This is a genomic window from Exiguobacterium sp. UBA3968 (genome assembly GCF_002385115.1).
Classification (GTDB): domain Bacteria; phylum Bacillota; class Bacilli; order Exiguobacteriales; family Exiguobacteriaceae; genus Exiguobacterium_A.
The window spans coordinates 150,284-165,825 of sequence record NZ_DGCW01000008.1 but is presented as its reverse complement, the minus strand read 5'-3'; the positions used below and the strand labels follow the sequence as shown (position 1 = coordinate 165,825).

Sequence of the window (15,542 nt, the reverse complement as noted above, 5' to 3'; positions counted from 1 at the left end):
TACGTAATCAAGTGATTAAATTATTTTTTGATGCGACTAGCGAGCCAAGCGCGAACAGTGCGTTGCTGAATCATACACGTTCTTCCTCTCGGTTTAATGTTCCAAGGCGGTGCTCGGCATCTTTAACGATACGTACTTGAACCTCAGCTGTCAACCAATCTGTTTCGAATTCAGGTAACGTCGGCAAACCATAGCTTGGGTTACTCGTAGATGAAAATAAATCAGACATAATACGTTCTTCATATACTGGAATCATATAAAAATCCCCTCTCTGTGTCTTGATTCATCTCTTGCACCTCTAGTGTACGAAAGAATTGTAAAGACGGAAGAGGGGAGGTATTAAGAACCTGTGAACTTTGTAAACGTTCTCACAAACTTGTCAAATCCTCTGTAATGGCTTCACAACTATCGGCATATTGCTGCCCTCGTTTCACATATTTTCGGACTGTCCGTTCCATGATGAATCGATCGTGGTCGCTGATATCGCGGACGATTTTTGCAGGAACCCCCATAACCATTGTCCCTGCAGGCACCTTCATTTTTGGCGGAACAAGACTTCCGGCAGCAACGAATGCACCTTCTCCAATTTCAGCTTCATCAAGGATCGTTGCCGACATTCCAATCAACGCTCCTTTTCGAATGATACCTCCATGAATCATTGCCATATGACCAATCGTGACTTCATCTTCAATGATAGTCGGAAACCCTTCATACTGATGAATCATCGAACCATCTTGAATGTTGACGCGTTCTCCGATTTGGATCGGACCTTCATCTCCCCGGATGACCGTATTGAACCAGACGGATGAGTCTTTTCCGATCGTGACCTCTCCGATGACCTTTGATCCATCCGCTAAATAAACGGATGGATCGATGTTTGGAATAAGTGAACCGACACGATATTTCATACGTTTTTCCCCCTCAGGCATTAAATCCATACTCTTTCATCTTGACGTTACAAAAAATAAATTGCAACAGCTTCCAAACTAATTGTAAGATAGTGAAAATACGCTTACACCAGGAGGAGACAGGATGGAACAAACAGTACGTGAACGATTGATCGCGATTGCTGCAAAAAAAGAGAAAGCAGCTGTCGTCTATCAAAACATTTCAGTCATCGATGTCATGACACGTGAGACGTATACGGCAGATGTAGCGATTGATTCAGGCTTTATTGCTGCTGTCGGAGAGGGATATGAGGGAGTCGAGAATCGTCCGGGAACGAATCTGTTTATCGCTCCAAGTTTTATTGACGCTCATGTTCATATTGAATCATCGATGGTACCACCAAGTGAGTATGAACAGGCGATTTTACCACTAGGCGTCACGACGATCATCGCGGATCCACATGAGATCGCGAACGTCAAAGGCGCAGAAGGTTTGTCCTTCATGCTAGATGATGCAGAAGGTCTCGCCCTTGACGTGCGCATGATGTTACCGAGCTGTGTCCCGGCGACTTCGTTTGAACATGCGGGGGCATCACTTGATGCTGCGGCACTTGCGCCATTCGTCAATCATCCGGGTGTCCATGGTTTAGGGGAAGTCATGGATTATCCGGCTGTCGAACGAGCCGATCGCGACATGTTACAAAAAATCAAACAGATTGAAGACGCAGGGAAACTTGTCGATGGACATGCTGCAGGACTCGGACCACGCGAAATCAACATTTATGGTGTCGCTGGAATTCGGACGGATCATGAATCCGTCAGTAAGGAAGATGCGATTGCCCGAGCACGTCGTGGTCTGTATGTCGAAGTACGGGAAGGGTCAGCAGCCCGAAACTTGAAGGAAGTACTCGATGCCGTGACAGAGAGTAATGCCAGCAGGTTCCTCTTCTGTACGGATGATAAACATTTGGACGATACATTACGGGAAGGTACGATTGATTATAATATTCGCTATGCGATTCGTCATGGGATTAAACGCGAAACAGCGTATGCGATGGCATCGTTGCACGCGACGAACGCGTATCGTCTAGACGATCGGGGAGCCATCGTACCAGGACGCCGGGCGGACTTCGTCTTATTATCGGATGCCGATAACGTCGTGATTGATGAGGTTTATATTCAAGGGAATTGTGTCGCACGAGCAGGGAAAACGATTCGACCCGTTCGCCGTGCTCATGTGCCGGAGTCATTACGTGGAACCTTGAATACAAAACCGATCACACCAGAAGTATTCGCCCTTCCACTCGAATCAGCACGTGCGCATGTCATCGGAGTCATTCCGAAAAGCATCGTCACCGAGCACTTGATTCTTGACGTTCCGCTTCAAGAAGGACATTTCGTTCCTGTGCCAGAGGAGGATCTCTTAAAAATTGCTGTCATTGAGCGTCATCACGGGACATCGTTCTCAGCAGTTGGAATCGTCAAAGGATTTAAGATGAAGCGTGGCGCGATTGCTGCGACCGTTGCTCATGATTCCCATAATCTCGTCATCGTTGGGGCATCAGACGAAGAGATGCAACTCGCTGCAGAACGTCTTGTTCAAGCGGGTGGGGGTGTCATTGCTGTTAATGGACAAGACGTGCTTGCAGAGTTACCGCTTGAAATCGCTGGGCTGATGACGAATCGTCCTTTCCAAGAAGTCGGGGATACACTCGAAGCATTAAACGATGCACTTGATGTATTAGAAGCGGATCGGTCCTTTAATCCTTATTTGACGATGTCGTTCCTTTGCTTACCGGTCATTCCGGAATTGAAGTTGACCGACAGTGGGTTATTCGATGTGAAACACTTCCAGCATATTTCAGTACAAGCAAACTAAAGTCCATCGCGAGTCTGAGTCTCTTTCCGGGACTCAGACCGTTTTTTATTAGAAATAGATGATCTAAAATCAAAGAAAGATACTTTACAAAAGGTCTAAATATTCTTAATGAAACTTAATAGTTTGGATGTTGAATCATTTTGGAAAGCTTGTTATAGTAAGGTCTATATCATTTGTGAGAAATCTCACTTTCTTTGAAACTCTTTATTTAAAAGAGTCGTAGAAAAGAATAGGATCACTAAAGTGGAAAGGGGACTATATTTATGGATAAATCATATTTTGAAGGACATGAAGTCTTGATTGCGGACGTCTATCGTTCATTCACGCGTCAATTTTATGCACTTCCGACACATCGGCGAACGAAACGTCAATTGCGAAACCTTGCATTCTCCGTTATTCGTCAAGCCAGACCGACGTATGAAGAACGCACCGTTTTGTACGCCTATTTTGCTGAATTCTTCCGAGCAGTGGAAGAAGGACAAGATGAAGAAATCGCTTTTTATAAACAAATCGCACAGTAAAGACCCCCGATGGCTCCGTCAGAAGGGGTCTTTGTTGTTTTTAGGGATATCTTCAGGAAATCAAAAACAAGTAGCGGACGAGGTCCACTACTTGTTGATTAAAGAATTCGATGTGTGCGTCAGGTCCTCGTTTACTTGATTTCCATCCATTTAAAGCTCATATCGGCACCGAATGGGTGACGGTATAATTTATCAATGTTTGTCCGTTGCAAGTACGCTTCACCTTTTTGATAGATCGGCGCGATCGCGTAGTCATCGGTTAGCAAGATTTTTTCAGCTTCTTGCATATCAGACCAACGTTTCGCTTCATCTGCTTGTTGTTTTGCCCCTTTGATGAGATCATCGAATTTTTTGTTCGAGTATTCCATCCGGTTGAAGCTTCCGCCTGTCAACCACATATCGAGGAACGTCATTGGATCCTGATAGTCAGGTCCCCATCCAGCTGCAGAGATATCATAATCGCCCTTCGATTCGAGGTCGAGGAAGTTCTTGAACGGTTGTTGTTTGATATTGATCGTCAAACCAGGAAGATGTTTCTCTAGATCACCTTTTAAGTATTCAGAGACTTTCTTGAATGCATCCTCATCTCGTGAGAGCATGCTGAGTTCGACTGTTTTGACACCAAGTTCTTTCAATCCAGCATCCCAAGCTTTTTTCGCTGCATCGGCATCATAGCTTTGAAGATCCGGATATTTCGCTCGGAAATCCTCACCATCCGGTGTGAACGTGAAGTCTTTCGCAACGATGAAGTTTGCTGGTTTTGATCCATCGTTTAGGATGACGTCCGTAATCCCTTGTTTCTCAAAACCAAGTGCGAGCGCTTTTCGAATGTTCTTGTTTTTCAATGCTTTATTCTTTTGGTTAAAGCGGAGGAAGTTGATCCGAGCATCTGGACGTGTCTTGTAATCCTCGGATTTTTCATATTGTGAAACGAATTCAGATGTAATCGGTGCGAAGTCGACTTCTTTTGCTTCAAAGAGGTTGACGCCAGTCGAGATTTCCTTAACGACTTTAACGTTGATCTGATCCATCTTGACGTTTGCTTTATCCCAGTAATCCGGGTTTTTCTTATATGTCCAACCCGCGTTCGCTTGCCACTTATCGAGGACAAAAGGTCCGTTGAAGACCATAGTGTCCACACTTGTCGCGAACTTATCGCCTTTATCTTCAACGAATGATTGCTTTAATGGTAAGTAAGTCGGAAAACTCGTCAAACCAAGGAAGTAAGGTGCTGGAGCTTCGAGTTGTACTTCAAGTGTCTGATCATCGATTTTCTTGACACCGAGTTCATCGAGTTCAGCTTTGCCTGCCATAATTTTATTGGCATTTTTCAAGTCCTGCAAAATGTACGCATATTCTGCGGCTGTCTTTGGATCAAGTGCACGCTTCCAAGCATAGATGAAATCATCTGCTGTGACGGCTGATCCATCCGACCACTTCGCATCTTTACGCAATTTGAACGTATATGTCTTTTTATCTTTTGACACTTCGACACTTTCTGCGATTCCAGGTGTCGGCTTGTTATCACCATCAAGTCGATAAAGTCCTTCAAAGACGTTGTTCGTAACAATGATGGAAGTCGAGTCCGTCGTTTTCGTCGGATCAAGCTGAGGTACATCTGTCGTCGAAACGAGCGTGACTTCCTTTTTCTTGTTTTTTGAATCAGATCCGCTTGTGTTTTCATCATTTCCTTGCCCGCATGCAGCGACAGCAAGTAGTGCGATGCTAGATAGTCCAGCAAACGCAATTTTCGATGTTTTATTCATGGAACGATGACCCCCCGAGAGTTAGAGTTAAATATTTCAGAAAAATGTGAACATATTGTTAATTTAAGTGAAAGTGATTAAAAATGCAACATAAATTTTCAGATAATTCTCACTGATCAAGGTCTATATCCTTAATTCCGAGTGATTTTAAATAGTCATAAAGTAGGAATATGGTCAGTTTATGCGGGGAATACATTCGTAATGTCAATCGAACCGGATCTCCTCGCATGCGCATATTCGTAATATGAACACCTTTTCGTTCAAGAGCGAAGATGATTTCAGATGGATCCAGATCAGCAGGAAGGAGCAAGTGTGCGACAAGGACGTTCGCTTCGAACCGACTGTTATTAATACGGCGCATTCCTCGAGTCAACCCCTCTAATAAGAAGAACAAAAACAAAACAAGAAAAACTGATTCCCATATAAATCCTGCACCGACAGCAATTCCAATTCCACTTGAACTCCATATAATGGCGGCCGTCGTCAATCCACTGACGATATCGTGAGGACGACGCAAAATGACACCAGCACCAATGAAGCCGATACCGGCAATGATTTGTGCGACAAGGCGCATCGGATCCATTTGAACATTCGTCGCCATATCGTGATAGAGTGAAACGGATTTGATCGATACGATGGTTAAAAGACAGCTGATGAGGGTAATTACGAGGCTAGTGCGTATACCGACCGGTTTATTTTTTATTTCACGCTCGAATCCCATGAAAATTCCAAGGGCAGCAGCCATTAGGAGTTTAAAGAGGTCCTCGAGCTGAAATACATGAATCCAGTTCATTCGTCTCAAATCCTTTCTTTACTTTAAAAGGTGATTTGTTATAATGACTTTTGTGTCTTTCGAATGAATATACGTAAGATGTAATAGATATACGGAAAAAGGAAGTGTCTCATCATGAATCAGCAAAAAATCGGCTTCTTTGCTCTCGCAGCAATGGTTATCGGTTCGATGGTCGGTGGAGGTGCCTTTAACCTTCCCGGTGCAATGGCCCAAAGTGCAAGTGCAGGACCTATTCTCATCGGATGGAGTATTACAGGAATTGGAATGATCATGCTCGCGCTCGTCTTCCAGCACCTTGCAAACAGTAAACCCGAACTTGAAGGTGGTATTTATGCCTATGCACGTGAAGGGTTCGGACGTTTCGTCGGTTTCAACAGTGCTTGGGGATACTGGGTATCTGCATGGATTGGAACGGTTGCGAACATCACACTCGTCTTCAATGCGATTAGTTATTTCTTCCCGATTTTCGCGGCAGAGAATCGGATATTCCTTCTCTTGATGAGTATGGTAGTCATTTGGGGATTATTCTGGCTTGTCTCAAGCGGGATCAAGGAAGCGACCCTCGTCAATCTGATTACAACGATTGCAAAGCTCGTTCCAATCTTGATTTTCATTCTATTGGTTGGGATCGCCTTTAATATCAAAACGTTCAATTTAGACATCTGGGGAGAGGGTACAGAACTCGGTTCAATCTTCAATCAAGTAAAAGGAACGATGCTCGTCACGCTTTGGGCGTTCGTTGGAATTGAAGGGGCAGTCGTTTTATCGAGTCGTGCTAAAAATCGAAGTGATGTCGGAAAAGCGACCGTAACGGGACTCGTTGGTGTTTTAGTCATCTATATCTTGATTTCGGTCTTATCACTTGGCGTCCTTAGTCAAGAAAAACTGGCTGGATTAAAGGAACCGACGATGGCGTATGTATTAGAGGCAGCAATCGGACCAGTCGGCGCGACGATCATCATGATTGGTTTAATCATCTCTCTATCCGGAGCGCTTCTTGGATGGACGATTTTAGCATCAGAGATTTCATATTTGGTTGCGAAAGATGGTGCGTTCCCAAAAGCGTTCGCTAAGACGAATCGAAAAGGGGCACCAGTCGGAGCACTACTGATTACACAGATCGCCACACAAATTGTTGCTGGGATTGCGCTATTCTCTGCACAGACGTATCTCGTTCTATCAAGTATTGCCGGGATTTGTGCGCTCTTACCATATCTGTTATCAGCCTTGTACAGCATCCGGACTTCACGGGAAGAGCGGAATCGGAAAATGTTACTCTTCTCGGTCATCGCATCCGCGTACTCTATTTGGCTCGTCTATGCGTCGGGCGTTTGGTATATCGTCATTGCGGCATTAGTTTATGCGCCAGGCATTTTAGCATATGCGTTAGCAGAACGAGAACAGCAACGGACAGGCATGTCACGCTATGAGTGGATTGCTAGCATGATTCTTGTTGTCTTAGCCGGAGTGGCTGTTTACGGAATGGTCGTAGGAGAAATTCAATTGTAAGAAACGATATGCAAAAGAAGTCACGGTGGATAAAAATCACCGTGACTTCTTTTTTTATTAAGGGGTTAAGAATCTTTTTTCGACATCCTGTACGGACAGTGGTTCAGAGAAAATGAACCCTTGCATGTACTGGCAATCTGTCGTTTTCAAGTAAGTCAAGGCATGTTCTGTCTCGACACCCTCAGCGACGAGGTTCAACTCTAGATTGCGACCCAGTTGAATGATAGAATCCAGCAAAGCATGTTCGTTCATTGCTAGTCCATCAATGAACACTTTATCGATTTTTAATTCATCAATTGGAAACGCGCTGAGATACTGTAAAGAAGAGTAGCCGGTTCCAAAATCATCAATCGATAAGCGGAAACCGAGTGACTTAATGAGGTGCATGCGTTCGACGGTTCGTTGTGTCTGTAAGATAGCAATATTCTCTGTCATCTCGAGCGTGACGGAAGATGGCGAAACGAGTCGCTCCGTTACGACATGTTGCAACGTTCGAATAAAGGAGTCACTTTGGAATTGGTGCGGTGAAATGTTGATCGCCATCGTCAATTCAGGGTCAATCGTTTGTTGCCACTTCGCGAGCTGTTCACATGCTTCGATGATGACCCAGTTGTTGATTGGTGTGATTAGAGAAGCCTCTTCGGCGAGTGGGATGAACTCATCCGGCGGAATATTTCCGAGCGCCGTATGATTCCACCGTAATAACGCTTCGAATCCTTTGACGGCTTGTGATTGAAGCTCGATGATCGGTTGATAAGCAAGGTAGAGCGACTGATCTTCAAGTGCCGTGAAGAGAGAACGTTCGAGTTGGATTTTACGTGTGAATTGTGTGTCCATCTCGTGTGTTAAGTACTGAATCGTTCCCGTACCAATTGATTTTCCCGCATAGAGAGCAGTTTCAGAGCGGCGGTATAAATCTTCAAGTGTTTTCGCTTCAGACGGATAGACGGTGATACCGAATGTGCAAGAAACGATGAGTGAATGACCGTTAATGTAATAAGGACGTTGTAACGCTTGTTGTAATTTTCGAGCATATTGAAAGAGTAGATTACTCGAGGGTGCAGGTAATAGGACACCGAATAAATCACTCGTCGGATGAAAAGCAAGGACACCCGTCGCATGTTGCAAAAGCCGTGTTGCCATTGCTTGAAGGAGTTGATCCCCGACATGTGTTCCAAAAGAATCGTTTATGACTTTGAAACGATCGATATCGAACAAAATGAGTGCAATGGGTTCATGTGATGCAGCAGACTGGAACAATGCTTCCCCTTCGCGTAAAAATCCACGTTTATTCAATAAATGCGTCATCTCATGGTGATGCACTAAAAAATCAAGTTCTTCTTCAAGCACAGTTGTTTCCGTAATGTCGTTACCGATGAACAGATGCTGAAAACGCACGCCGTTTGCATCATAAATCGGAATCAATGTCGCTTGAAGATGTTTTCGTTCACCCGTGTGTGAAATGAGACTAAGACGACCAGACCATGCTTTGCGTTCACGGAGTTGTGTTCGGATTTCTGAGACAGTCGTACTAGTTTGATCGAGAATTACGGACCATGGCTGACCAATAAGCATTTCAGGACAGTAACCTGTTACATCCATGAGTTGGTCGTTTATATACGTAATTGCACCACGCGCGTCAAATACAGCGACACTGGCGATTTGATCGAACGCCTGACGTAAATCCATCAAACCTTGAAATAATGGTTTTGTTGTAATCGGTTGTTGAGCAGACGGAATACAGCAAACGAAAGCAGCAATGGCATTGCCTACTTCATCAAGTAGAGGAGACAGTAGCAACGTTGAGGTCATGGGAGTACCAGACTTATGGAATAAGGAGGCATTCGGCAATTGGACCGATTGACGGCGTTCCAGAAAGGAATGCCAAATCTGATGGCTGAATGCCATATCTTCCTGGTCAAGTAAAGGAACGATTTGTCCGACGATTTCCTGTTGTGTCCAGCCCCAATGCTGTTCTGCTAACTCGTTCCAGGAACGAATGGTCAAATCGATATTTAAGATGAAAGACGGTAGTGGAAACTCTTGAATGACGACTTCATAGGAATCAATGGTCGAACGATCCATTACGTGCGCACGCTCCTTTATGATGAAAAGAGATGACGGTTCACTTGTCTTGTCTTTTCCCAATATATTCAATTCTTACGCATCCCAATCCTCTAGGTTATACATTTTTTAGATGAAGATTATACAAGAAAATCTGCTATAATGATTTTGAAAGCGTTTTCTAAAGAGCTATAAGGGGGAATCTCGATGAATCAAACAGAGAAAATCATTCAACAGACAGAACAGTTCGGAGCACATAACTACCATCCACTCCCGATCGTCATTTCAGAAGCAGAAGGTGTCTTCGTCACGGATCCGGAAGGACGTCGTTACATGGATATGTTGAGTGCTTACTCAGCTGTCAACCAAGGACATCGTCATCCGAAAATCATCGAAGCTCTAAAACGACAGGCGGATAAGATCACTTTGACGTCACGTGCCTTCCACAATGATCAACTGGGCTTTTTCTATGAAAAAGTAGCACAATTGACGGGTAAAGACATGGTATTACCGATGAATACAGGTGCGGAAGCTGTTGAGACGGCAGTGAAAGCAGCACGACGCTGGGCATATGAAGTGAAACAAATCCCAGGTGATGCTGAAATCATCGTTTGTGAAGGAAACTTTCACGGTAGAACGATGACAGCCGTCTCCATGTCGACGGAGGCAGAATATCAACGAGGATTTGGACCGCTTCTTCCTGGAATCAAGACGATTCCATACGGCGATCTGGAGGCACTAAAACAGGCAATCACTGAAAATACAGCGGCATTCATCTTGGAGCCGATTCAAGGCGAAGCAGGAATTTTAATTCCGTATGATGGCTTCCTAAAAGATGCACAAGAAGTTTGTCGTGCGCAGAATGTTTTGCTCGTATCGGATGAGATTCAATCTGGACTTGGTCGTTCCGGTAAATGGTTTGCTTCTGATTGGGACGAGGTAACACCAGACATGTACATTCTTGGGAAAGCACTGGGTGGTGGGGTATTCCCAATCTCATGTGTTGCCGCGAATAAAGATGTCCTTTCTGTCTTCAATCCAGGTTCACACGGCTCGACATTCGGTGGTAATCCACTCGCTTGTGCCGTATCGATTGCTTCACTTGAAGTATTAGAAGACGAAAAGTTACCGGAACGTTCACTCGAACTCGGTACGTACTTCATGGAAAAATTAAAACAAATTAACAACCCGATGATCAAAGAAGTACGTGGTCGTGGATTGTTCATTGGTGTTGAACTAACAGAAGCAGCTCGACCATATTGCGAAGCGTTGAAAGAGAAAGGCTTACTCTGTAAAGAAACACACGAGACAGTCATTCGCTTTGCACCACCGCTTGTCATCACAAAAGAAGAGTTGGATTGGGCGTTCGAACGGATTGAACAAGTGTTAGGCGTTTCCGTCGCCCAGTAAATGAATACATTCAAATCGAATAACAGTGAACAAGATGTTCACTGTTATTTTTATTTGGATGAGTGTCGGTATGGATACAGGAAATGTTTGAAATTCAGTCATACGGGAACATACAACTATTGCAAAAAAAACTTTTTAAATGGGGGTAATGGTTATGTCAAATGACAGTGGTCTCAATAAAAAAGCAGATGGTCTTGTTGATAAAGTAGCGGGTAAAGCAAAAGAAGCACTCGGTAAAGCAACAGGAGATAAATCGACAGAGCGCGAAGGTAAAAAAGATCAATTAAAAGGTGACGCCAAGAAAACCGTAGGAAACGTTCAACAAAATTTTGAAGATACAACTCGTCGTTAAGACCGTGGGAATTAAATAGAAAAACCGGACTGGAGGATTACTCTAGTCCGGTTTTTAGTGTTTGCTATAATGAATTTTTATACTAATAAAAAAGATAGTGAATAATTTGTATAAAGGTCTAGTCATTTAGATATTTATATGGAATAATTAAAAACGTAAAAGCGTTTACATTGTTCTGTCATTATCGTTTTATTCAGGAAAGGGTGAAAGGGATGTTGCAGTTTCTACAACGAATTGGTAAGGCTTTGATGTTACCAATCGCAGTATTACCAGCTGCCGGAATCGTACTTCGATTAGGTTCGGCGGATATGCTAGATATTCCATTGATGGTAGCAGCAGGAGGGGCAATTTTTGATAACCTTCCATTGATATTTGCCATTGGTGTCGCAATCGGTCTATCGATTGATGCGAGTGGGGCAGCGGGTCTTGCCGGAGCCATCGGGTATCTTGTCTTAAAAAATGGCGTCGACTCGATGAACAAGGATTATTCCAGTGCACAGATTCAAGCAAAATATGATGCGATTGCGGCGATCGTCAATGATTCCTCGACCAAGGTCGATGGCGCGACGCTTGGTTCGATTGCGAACCAGGCGACGCTCGGTTCAACCGTCAATATGGCAGTATTCGGTGGGATCATTGCGGGTATCGTTGCCGGTCTTCTATACAATCGCTTCTACAATATTAAGTTACCGGATTGGTTGGCATTCTTCGGAGGCCGTCGTTTTGTTCCAATCATTACCTCAGCTGTCATGCTCGTACTTGCTTTCATCTTTGGTTATGTTTGGCCGTTCATCGAGCAAGGTATCAACGGTGCCGGTGAATGGATGGTCGGTCTTGGCGCAGGAGGCGCTGCTTTGTTTGGATTCTTTAACCGTCTCCTGATTCCTGTCGGCTTGCACCATGTTTTAAATAATATTTTTTGGTTTGTTTTCGGTTCATACGAAAAAGCAGATGGTACGGTAGCGAACGGGGATATTGCGCGTTTCTTCGCTGGAGATCCAACAGCGGGGATTTATCAAGCTGGCTTCTTCCCGATCATGATGTTTGCCTTGCCAGCTGCAGCCTTTGCCATCGTCATGGCTGCGCGTAAGGAAAATCGAAAAGCCGTTGCTGGAGCGATGATTGGTCTTGGACTGACATCCTTCCTGACAGGAATTACGGAACCAATCGAGTTCTCGTTCATGTTCTTGTCACCTGTTTTATACGTCATCCATGCTGTACTAACGGGTCTATCGATGGCCATCGTTAACTTACTCGGTATTTTACATGGCTTCTCCTTCTCGGCTGGTTTCATTGATTACGCCTTGAACTTCGGGATTGCGAAAAAACCATTGTTGATCATCCCGGTTGGTCTCGCGTTCGCGGTCGTCTACTACTTCCTGTTCTACTTCATGATCACAAAATTCGATCTGAAGACACCAGGTCGTGAAGATGAATCGCTCGTTACAGACACGGGAGTCGTTTTGACGGACTCAGACGATAAATATGAACAACAAGCAGCTCAAATTTTTGCTGGATTGAAAGGAACAGAAAATGTCACGTCGATTGACAACTGTGCGACACGTTTACGTCTTCAAGTCAAGGATCCAAGCATCATTGATGAAGCAGCGATTAAAGCGGCTGGAGCAAAAGGTGTCATGAAGATGGGGGCGACTAGTGTTCAAATCATCATTGGCACAGATGTCGAATTCGTTGCAGATGCGATGAAACGACAGAAGTAAAGAAAACGACCTTTCCTGAGCTCAGGAAAGGTCGTTTTGCTGTACGCTCGCAACAGGTGCTGTTTTGCTCGAGCGATAGATCGGATAAAAGATTCCAATCAAGATGATGACGATCCCAATCCATTGAGAGCTCATCAGATGTTCACCTAAAATTAACACGGAACAGATGACCGCTGTCGGTAGTTCAGCTGCTCCAAGCAAAGAAACGCTTGCTGGGGAGAGGTGAGGCGCGCCCGCAGCAAATAAGAGCGGTGGTAAAATTAACGCGAACAGACCAAGCGGAATCGCGTATAACAGAAGTCCATTTTCGAAGTTCGCAGAGGATAAGAACGTCGTCGGTGGATACATCGTCATGACGAAAGCAAGACCACCTGTCATCATGTAAAAACTCTTCTTGATGACGGGTAAATGATTGGCGATGCGTCCACTAGCGAGTAAGAAAATTGAGAAGCTGACAGCCGCTCCAAGACCGAATAATGTTCCACGGAAGTCAAGTGGACTCGAGTAAGCGGCACTCGCAAGAATGGCTCCGCCAATCAACAGAATCGCAGACAGGAAATGCGCGCGAGATGGTAAACGTCTGAATGCGAGCGCATCGATGATGACACCGATCCAAGTGAATTGGAATAAGAGAATGATTGCAACGGATGCCGATACGGTCTGAAGACTTTGATAGTACAGATAACCAGTTGTACCACTAGAGATACCGATCAACATGAGAAGACCAGCTGTCTTAAGATCGAGACGAAGATTTTTCGTAAATAAGGCAAGACTGAAAATCATCAGCCAACCGAAGAAAAATTGACTTCCAGAAACGGCTGCTGAGTTAAATCCAGCTGCATAAGCGAGTTTGACGATCGTTGAGAGGACACCATAACTGATAGCGCCAATGAGAACGAATAAGGTTGCTTTTGAGCGATGCATGAATAATTTCCCTCCATTTTTAGTAAAAACCACACAAAAAAGGTTGCAACGGGGCCTTGTCCAGGTTTTTTGGACAGGGTTTGGTTGCAACCTGTGTGATTTATTGAGTTGATGTGTCGAGCAAACGATACAGCCGGGTTTTCGTTTGGTTGTACTGAACGGTCAGCGTGTTCCACTTCTTTAATGACGCGGTAGCTTTCCGTGTTAAACGATTTAAATCCGCTGTTGACTCATCAATCTTAACGAAATCCGGTTTTTTAGTCAAGCGTGAAAGCACTCTCTTTTCAGCGTCCATCGCTTGTCGATACGTTTTCGAGAACGTTTGAAACGTCTGCTGGCGTTCCTTGATGATTGCCACTAAGGCAGTTCCTTCCGTTTTTGCTTTACCATCAAGTTTGTTTACAGCATCCTTCAATTCTTCAAGATCAAGTTCAGCGTACGTTTCCTTACGTAACGTTTCTTCTTGTTTCAATAAAGCAAGCCGTTCATCATTTAAGGCTTCTAGTTCCTCCCGTTCATTTTGAGAGCGTTTGATTTCTTCAGCACCTGCATCAAGAACGGCTTGGTACGTATTAACTGAAATTTCGTCCTTACGAGCACGTTGATCAGCTAGCATGAATGCCTTTTCTTCACCTTTGACTTGTTGCTCTAGCTGTTCATGAAGAGAGGCTGGTGAATCGTTGGAGCAGGCAGCGAGTCCGAAGCTCGACAGGAATAGTACTGCTACGAATGATTTTTTCATCTAGATAGTAACTCCTTATAAATTCGAGTATTGCACGAAGTTGTACGGAATATGGAAATCTTCATCATAAATCGCGAACTGATAGCCCTTTTTTTGAAGTCCGGCAACAATGGCCGGAAGGGCCTTGATAGCTTGTGGTTGTTCATGCAAGAGAATGATTTCAAATGGACGCTCTGCTCGCCGAATGACCGTATTAGCCACTTCTTTTGCACTATCTTTGTAATACCAGTCCATTGAATCGATCGACCAGTCCCATACTCGGAAGTCTGCAGCGTGAATGGCAGATGCCATCTTTTTCGTGATGCCTGGATCAGAGCCATAAGGTGGTCGTGTCAAATGTGGTGTTAGCTTCGTCAACTCATGGATTTTCTTCTGAACACTTTGCATCTCTGAGACATACTTTCCTTTTTTGTACAATGTATCGTAATCGTGTGTTTCCCCGTGTAAGCCGATGTAATGTCCGGCTTTCGCAGCAGCTTTAACTTCTTGCGGAAAAGCATCTATTTGTGTTCCGAGATAAAAGAAAGTGGCACGAGTCTGAAGTTGATCCAATGTTCGAAGTAAGTCCGGTGTTAATGCGGATGGACCATCCTCGAATGTTAAATAAGCGACTTTTTTCGTCACACCATTCCATTTTTCCACGCGTGCTTTTTCCATATTGACGACAGGGACTTCAGTAATGGATTTACCTGTCGTAATGGATTGTTGTTCAGGAGTAAATACGTATCGATAAGCGACATATCCCCCAACTCCGAGAAAGACAAGTGTGAGAAGTAAGAAGAACCGAGGGAAAAACTTTCTTTTTTTTGTCCGCGGTCGTGGACCGAGTTCGCTAGCGTGGCTTGAGGTAAATGGATCCATCGTTGTCTGTCGCTCCTTTTGTCAAAAATATCATATACAGATAATGTAACATTCTGACTGTTTCTTTTGTAACAAACAGATGACAAAAAGATGACGAAAAATCGATTTTTCTA

Annotated in this window: 14 protein-coding genes; 6 read left to right on the top strand and 8 right to left on the bottom strand. The window is 44.2% G+C overall.

Annotated features, from left to right (window positions below; translation table 11 throughout):
• Positions 1-70: 70 nt before the first annotated feature.
• Together B3S86_RS14760 and B3S86_RS14755 are read right to left on the bottom strand one after the other, a co-directional pair.
• Positions 71-256 carry a hypothetical protein gene (locus tag B3S86_RS14760; protein WP_035412391.1) on the bottom strand — a complete coding sequence of 62 codons (186 nt, stop codon included), beginning with the start codon at positions 254-256 and terminating at the stop codon, positions 71-73.
• A gap of 112 nt (positions 257-368) precedes the next feature.
• The gene (locus B3S86_RS14755) at positions 369-908 is read right to left on the bottom strand and encodes a gamma carbonic anhydrase family protein (RefSeq protein ID WP_047395039.1); all 540 of its coding nucleotides are present in this window, start codon (positions 906-908) and stop codon (positions 369-371) included.
• 124 nt (positions 909-1,032) lie between these two features.
• On the opposite strand from B3S86_RS14755, the gene ade reads away from it, so the two are divergent.
• Both ade and B3S86_RS14745 read left to right on the top strand, forming a co-directional pair.
• Positions 1,033-2,766, top strand: a complete 1,734-nt coding sequence (ade, locus tag B3S86_RS14750) for an adenine deaminase (protein WP_290754142.1) — start codon at positions 1,033-1,035, stop codon at positions 2,764-2,766.
• A gap of 263 nt (positions 2,767-3,029) precedes the next feature.
• Entirely contained in the window at positions 3,030-3,287 is a 258-nt protein-coding gene (locus B3S86_RS14745) for a hypothetical protein (RefSeq protein WP_035412398.1), read from the top strand.
• A gap of 131 nt (positions 3,288-3,418) precedes the next feature.
• On the opposite strand, the gene B3S86_RS14740 is transcribed toward B3S86_RS14745, so the two are convergent.
• Together B3S86_RS14740 and B3S86_RS14735 are read right to left on the bottom strand one after the other, a co-directional pair.
• A complete protein-coding gene (locus B3S86_RS14740; RefSeq protein WP_290754139.1) occupies positions 3,419-5,053 on the bottom strand; it encodes a peptide ABC transporter substrate-binding protein in 1,635 nt (544 codons plus the stop codon).
• Between the two features lie 109 nt (positions 5,054-5,162).
• Positions 5,163-5,846 (bottom strand): MgtC/SapB family protein, encoded by a 684-nt coding sequence (locus tag B3S86_RS14735; protein WP_290754136.1) that lies wholly within the window; start codon positions 5,844-5,846, stop codon positions 5,163-5,165.
• A gap of 111 nt (positions 5,847-5,957) precedes the next feature.
• On the opposite strand from B3S86_RS14735, the gene B3S86_RS14730 reads away from it, so the two are divergent.
• Positions 5,958-7,355, top strand: a complete 1,398-nt coding sequence (locus B3S86_RS14730; RefSeq protein ID WP_290754237.1) for a basic amino acid/polyamine antiporter — start codon at positions 5,958-5,960, stop codon at positions 7,353-7,355.
• A gap of 57 nt (positions 7,356-7,412) precedes the next feature.
• On the opposite strand, the gene B3S86_RS14725 is transcribed toward B3S86_RS14730, so the two are convergent.
• Positions 7,413-9,440 carry a sensor domain-containing phosphodiesterase gene (locus tag B3S86_RS14725; RefSeq protein WP_290754133.1) on the bottom strand — a complete coding sequence of 676 codons (2,028 nt, stop codon included), beginning with the start codon at positions 9,438-9,440 and terminating at the stop codon, positions 7,413-7,415.
• A 186-nt stretch (positions 9,441-9,626) separates the two neighbouring features.
• On the opposite strand from B3S86_RS14725, the gene B3S86_RS14720 reads away from it, so the two are divergent.
• From B3S86_RS14720 to nagE, 3 genes are all read left to right on the top strand, one after another.
• Entirely contained in the window at positions 9,627-10,829 is a 1,203-nt protein-coding gene (locus B3S86_RS14720; RefSeq protein ID WP_023467138.1) for an ornithine--oxo-acid transaminase, read from the top strand.
• Positions 10,830-10,983: 154 nt separating this feature from the next.
• Positions 10,984-11,181, top strand: coding sequence for a CsbD family protein (locus B3S86_RS14715; RefSeq protein ID WP_035412412.1), 198 nt, complete (start codon positions 10,984-10,986; stop codon positions 11,179-11,181).
• A 212-nt stretch (positions 11,182-11,393) separates the two neighbouring features.
• Positions 11,394-12,902 carry an N-acetylglucosamine-specific PTS transporter subunit IIBC gene (nagE, locus tag B3S86_RS14710; protein WP_035412415.1) on the top strand — a complete coding sequence of 503 codons (1,509 nt, stop codon included), beginning with the start codon at positions 11,394-11,396 and terminating at the stop codon, positions 12,900-12,902.
• A gap of 21 nt (positions 12,903-12,923) precedes the next feature.
• Here the strand turns inward: nagE and B3S86_RS14705 are convergent, their stop codons facing one another.
• From B3S86_RS14705 to B3S86_RS14695, 3 genes are all read right to left on the bottom strand, one after another.
• Positions 12,924-13,826, bottom strand: coding sequence for an EamA family transporter (locus B3S86_RS14705; RefSeq protein ID WP_290754124.1), 903 nt, complete (start codon positions 13,824-13,826; stop codon positions 12,924-12,926).
• A gap of 100 nt (positions 13,827-13,926) precedes the next feature.
• Positions 13,927-14,568 carry a YkyA family protein gene (locus tag B3S86_RS14700; protein ID WP_290754121.1) on the bottom strand — a complete coding sequence of 214 codons (642 nt, stop codon included), beginning with the start codon at positions 14,566-14,568 and terminating at the stop codon, positions 13,927-13,929.
• A 15-nt stretch (positions 14,569-14,583) separates the two neighbouring features.
• On the bottom strand, positions 14,584-15,429 hold the full coding sequence (locus tag B3S86_RS14695; protein ID WP_290754118.1) for a polysaccharide deacetylase family protein: 846 nt from the start codon (positions 15,427-15,429) through the stop codon (positions 14,584-14,586).
• Between the last annotated feature and the right edge of the window lie 113 nt (positions 15,430-15,542).

Coding starts and splice junctions, on each gene's coding strand:
- B3S86_RS14760 (WP_035412391.1), bottom strand. CDS start 256: ATGATTCCAGTATATGAAGAACGTATTATGTCTGATTTATTTTCATCT.
- B3S86_RS14755 (WP_047395039.1), bottom strand. CDS start 908: ATGAAATATCGTGTCGGTTCACTTATTCCAAACATCGATCCATCCGTT.
- ade (WP_290754142.1), top strand. CDS start 1,033: ATGGAACAAACAGTACGTGAACGATTGATCGCGATTGCTGCAAAAAAA.
- B3S86_RS14745 (WP_035412398.1), top strand. CDS start 3,030: ATGGATAAATCATATTTTGAAGGACATGAAGTCTTGATTGCGGACGTC.
- B3S86_RS14740 (WP_290754139.1), bottom strand. CDS start 5,053: ATGAATAAAACATCGAAAATTGCGTTTGCTGGACTATCTAGCATCGCA.
- B3S86_RS14735 (WP_290754136.1), bottom strand. CDS start 5,846: ATGAACTGGATTCATGTATTTCAGCTCGAGGACCTCTTTAAACTCCTA.
- B3S86_RS14725 (WP_290754133.1), bottom strand. CDS start 9,440: ATGGATCGTTCGACCATTGATTCCTATGAAGTCGTCATTCAAGAGTTT.
- B3S86_RS14720 (WP_023467138.1), top strand. CDS start 9,627: ATGAATCAAACAGAGAAAATCATTCAACAGACAGAACAGTTCGGAGCA.
- B3S86_RS14715 (WP_035412412.1), top strand. CDS start 10,984: ATGTCAAATGACAGTGGTCTCAATAAAAAAGCAGATGGTCTTGTTGAT.
- nagE (WP_035412415.1), top strand. CDS start 11,394: ATGTTGCAGTTTCTACAACGAATTGGTAAGGCTTTGATGTTACCAATC.
- B3S86_RS14705 (WP_290754124.1), bottom strand. CDS start 13,826: ATGCATCGCTCAAAAGCAACCTTATTCGTTCTCATTGGCGCTATCAGT.
- B3S86_RS14700 (WP_290754121.1), bottom strand. CDS start 14,568: ATGAAAAAATCATTCGTAGCAGTACTATTCCTGTCGAGCTTCGGACTC.
- B3S86_RS14695 (WP_290754118.1), bottom strand. CDS start 15,429: ATGGATCCATTTACCTCAAGCCACGCTAGCGAACTCGGTCCACGACCG.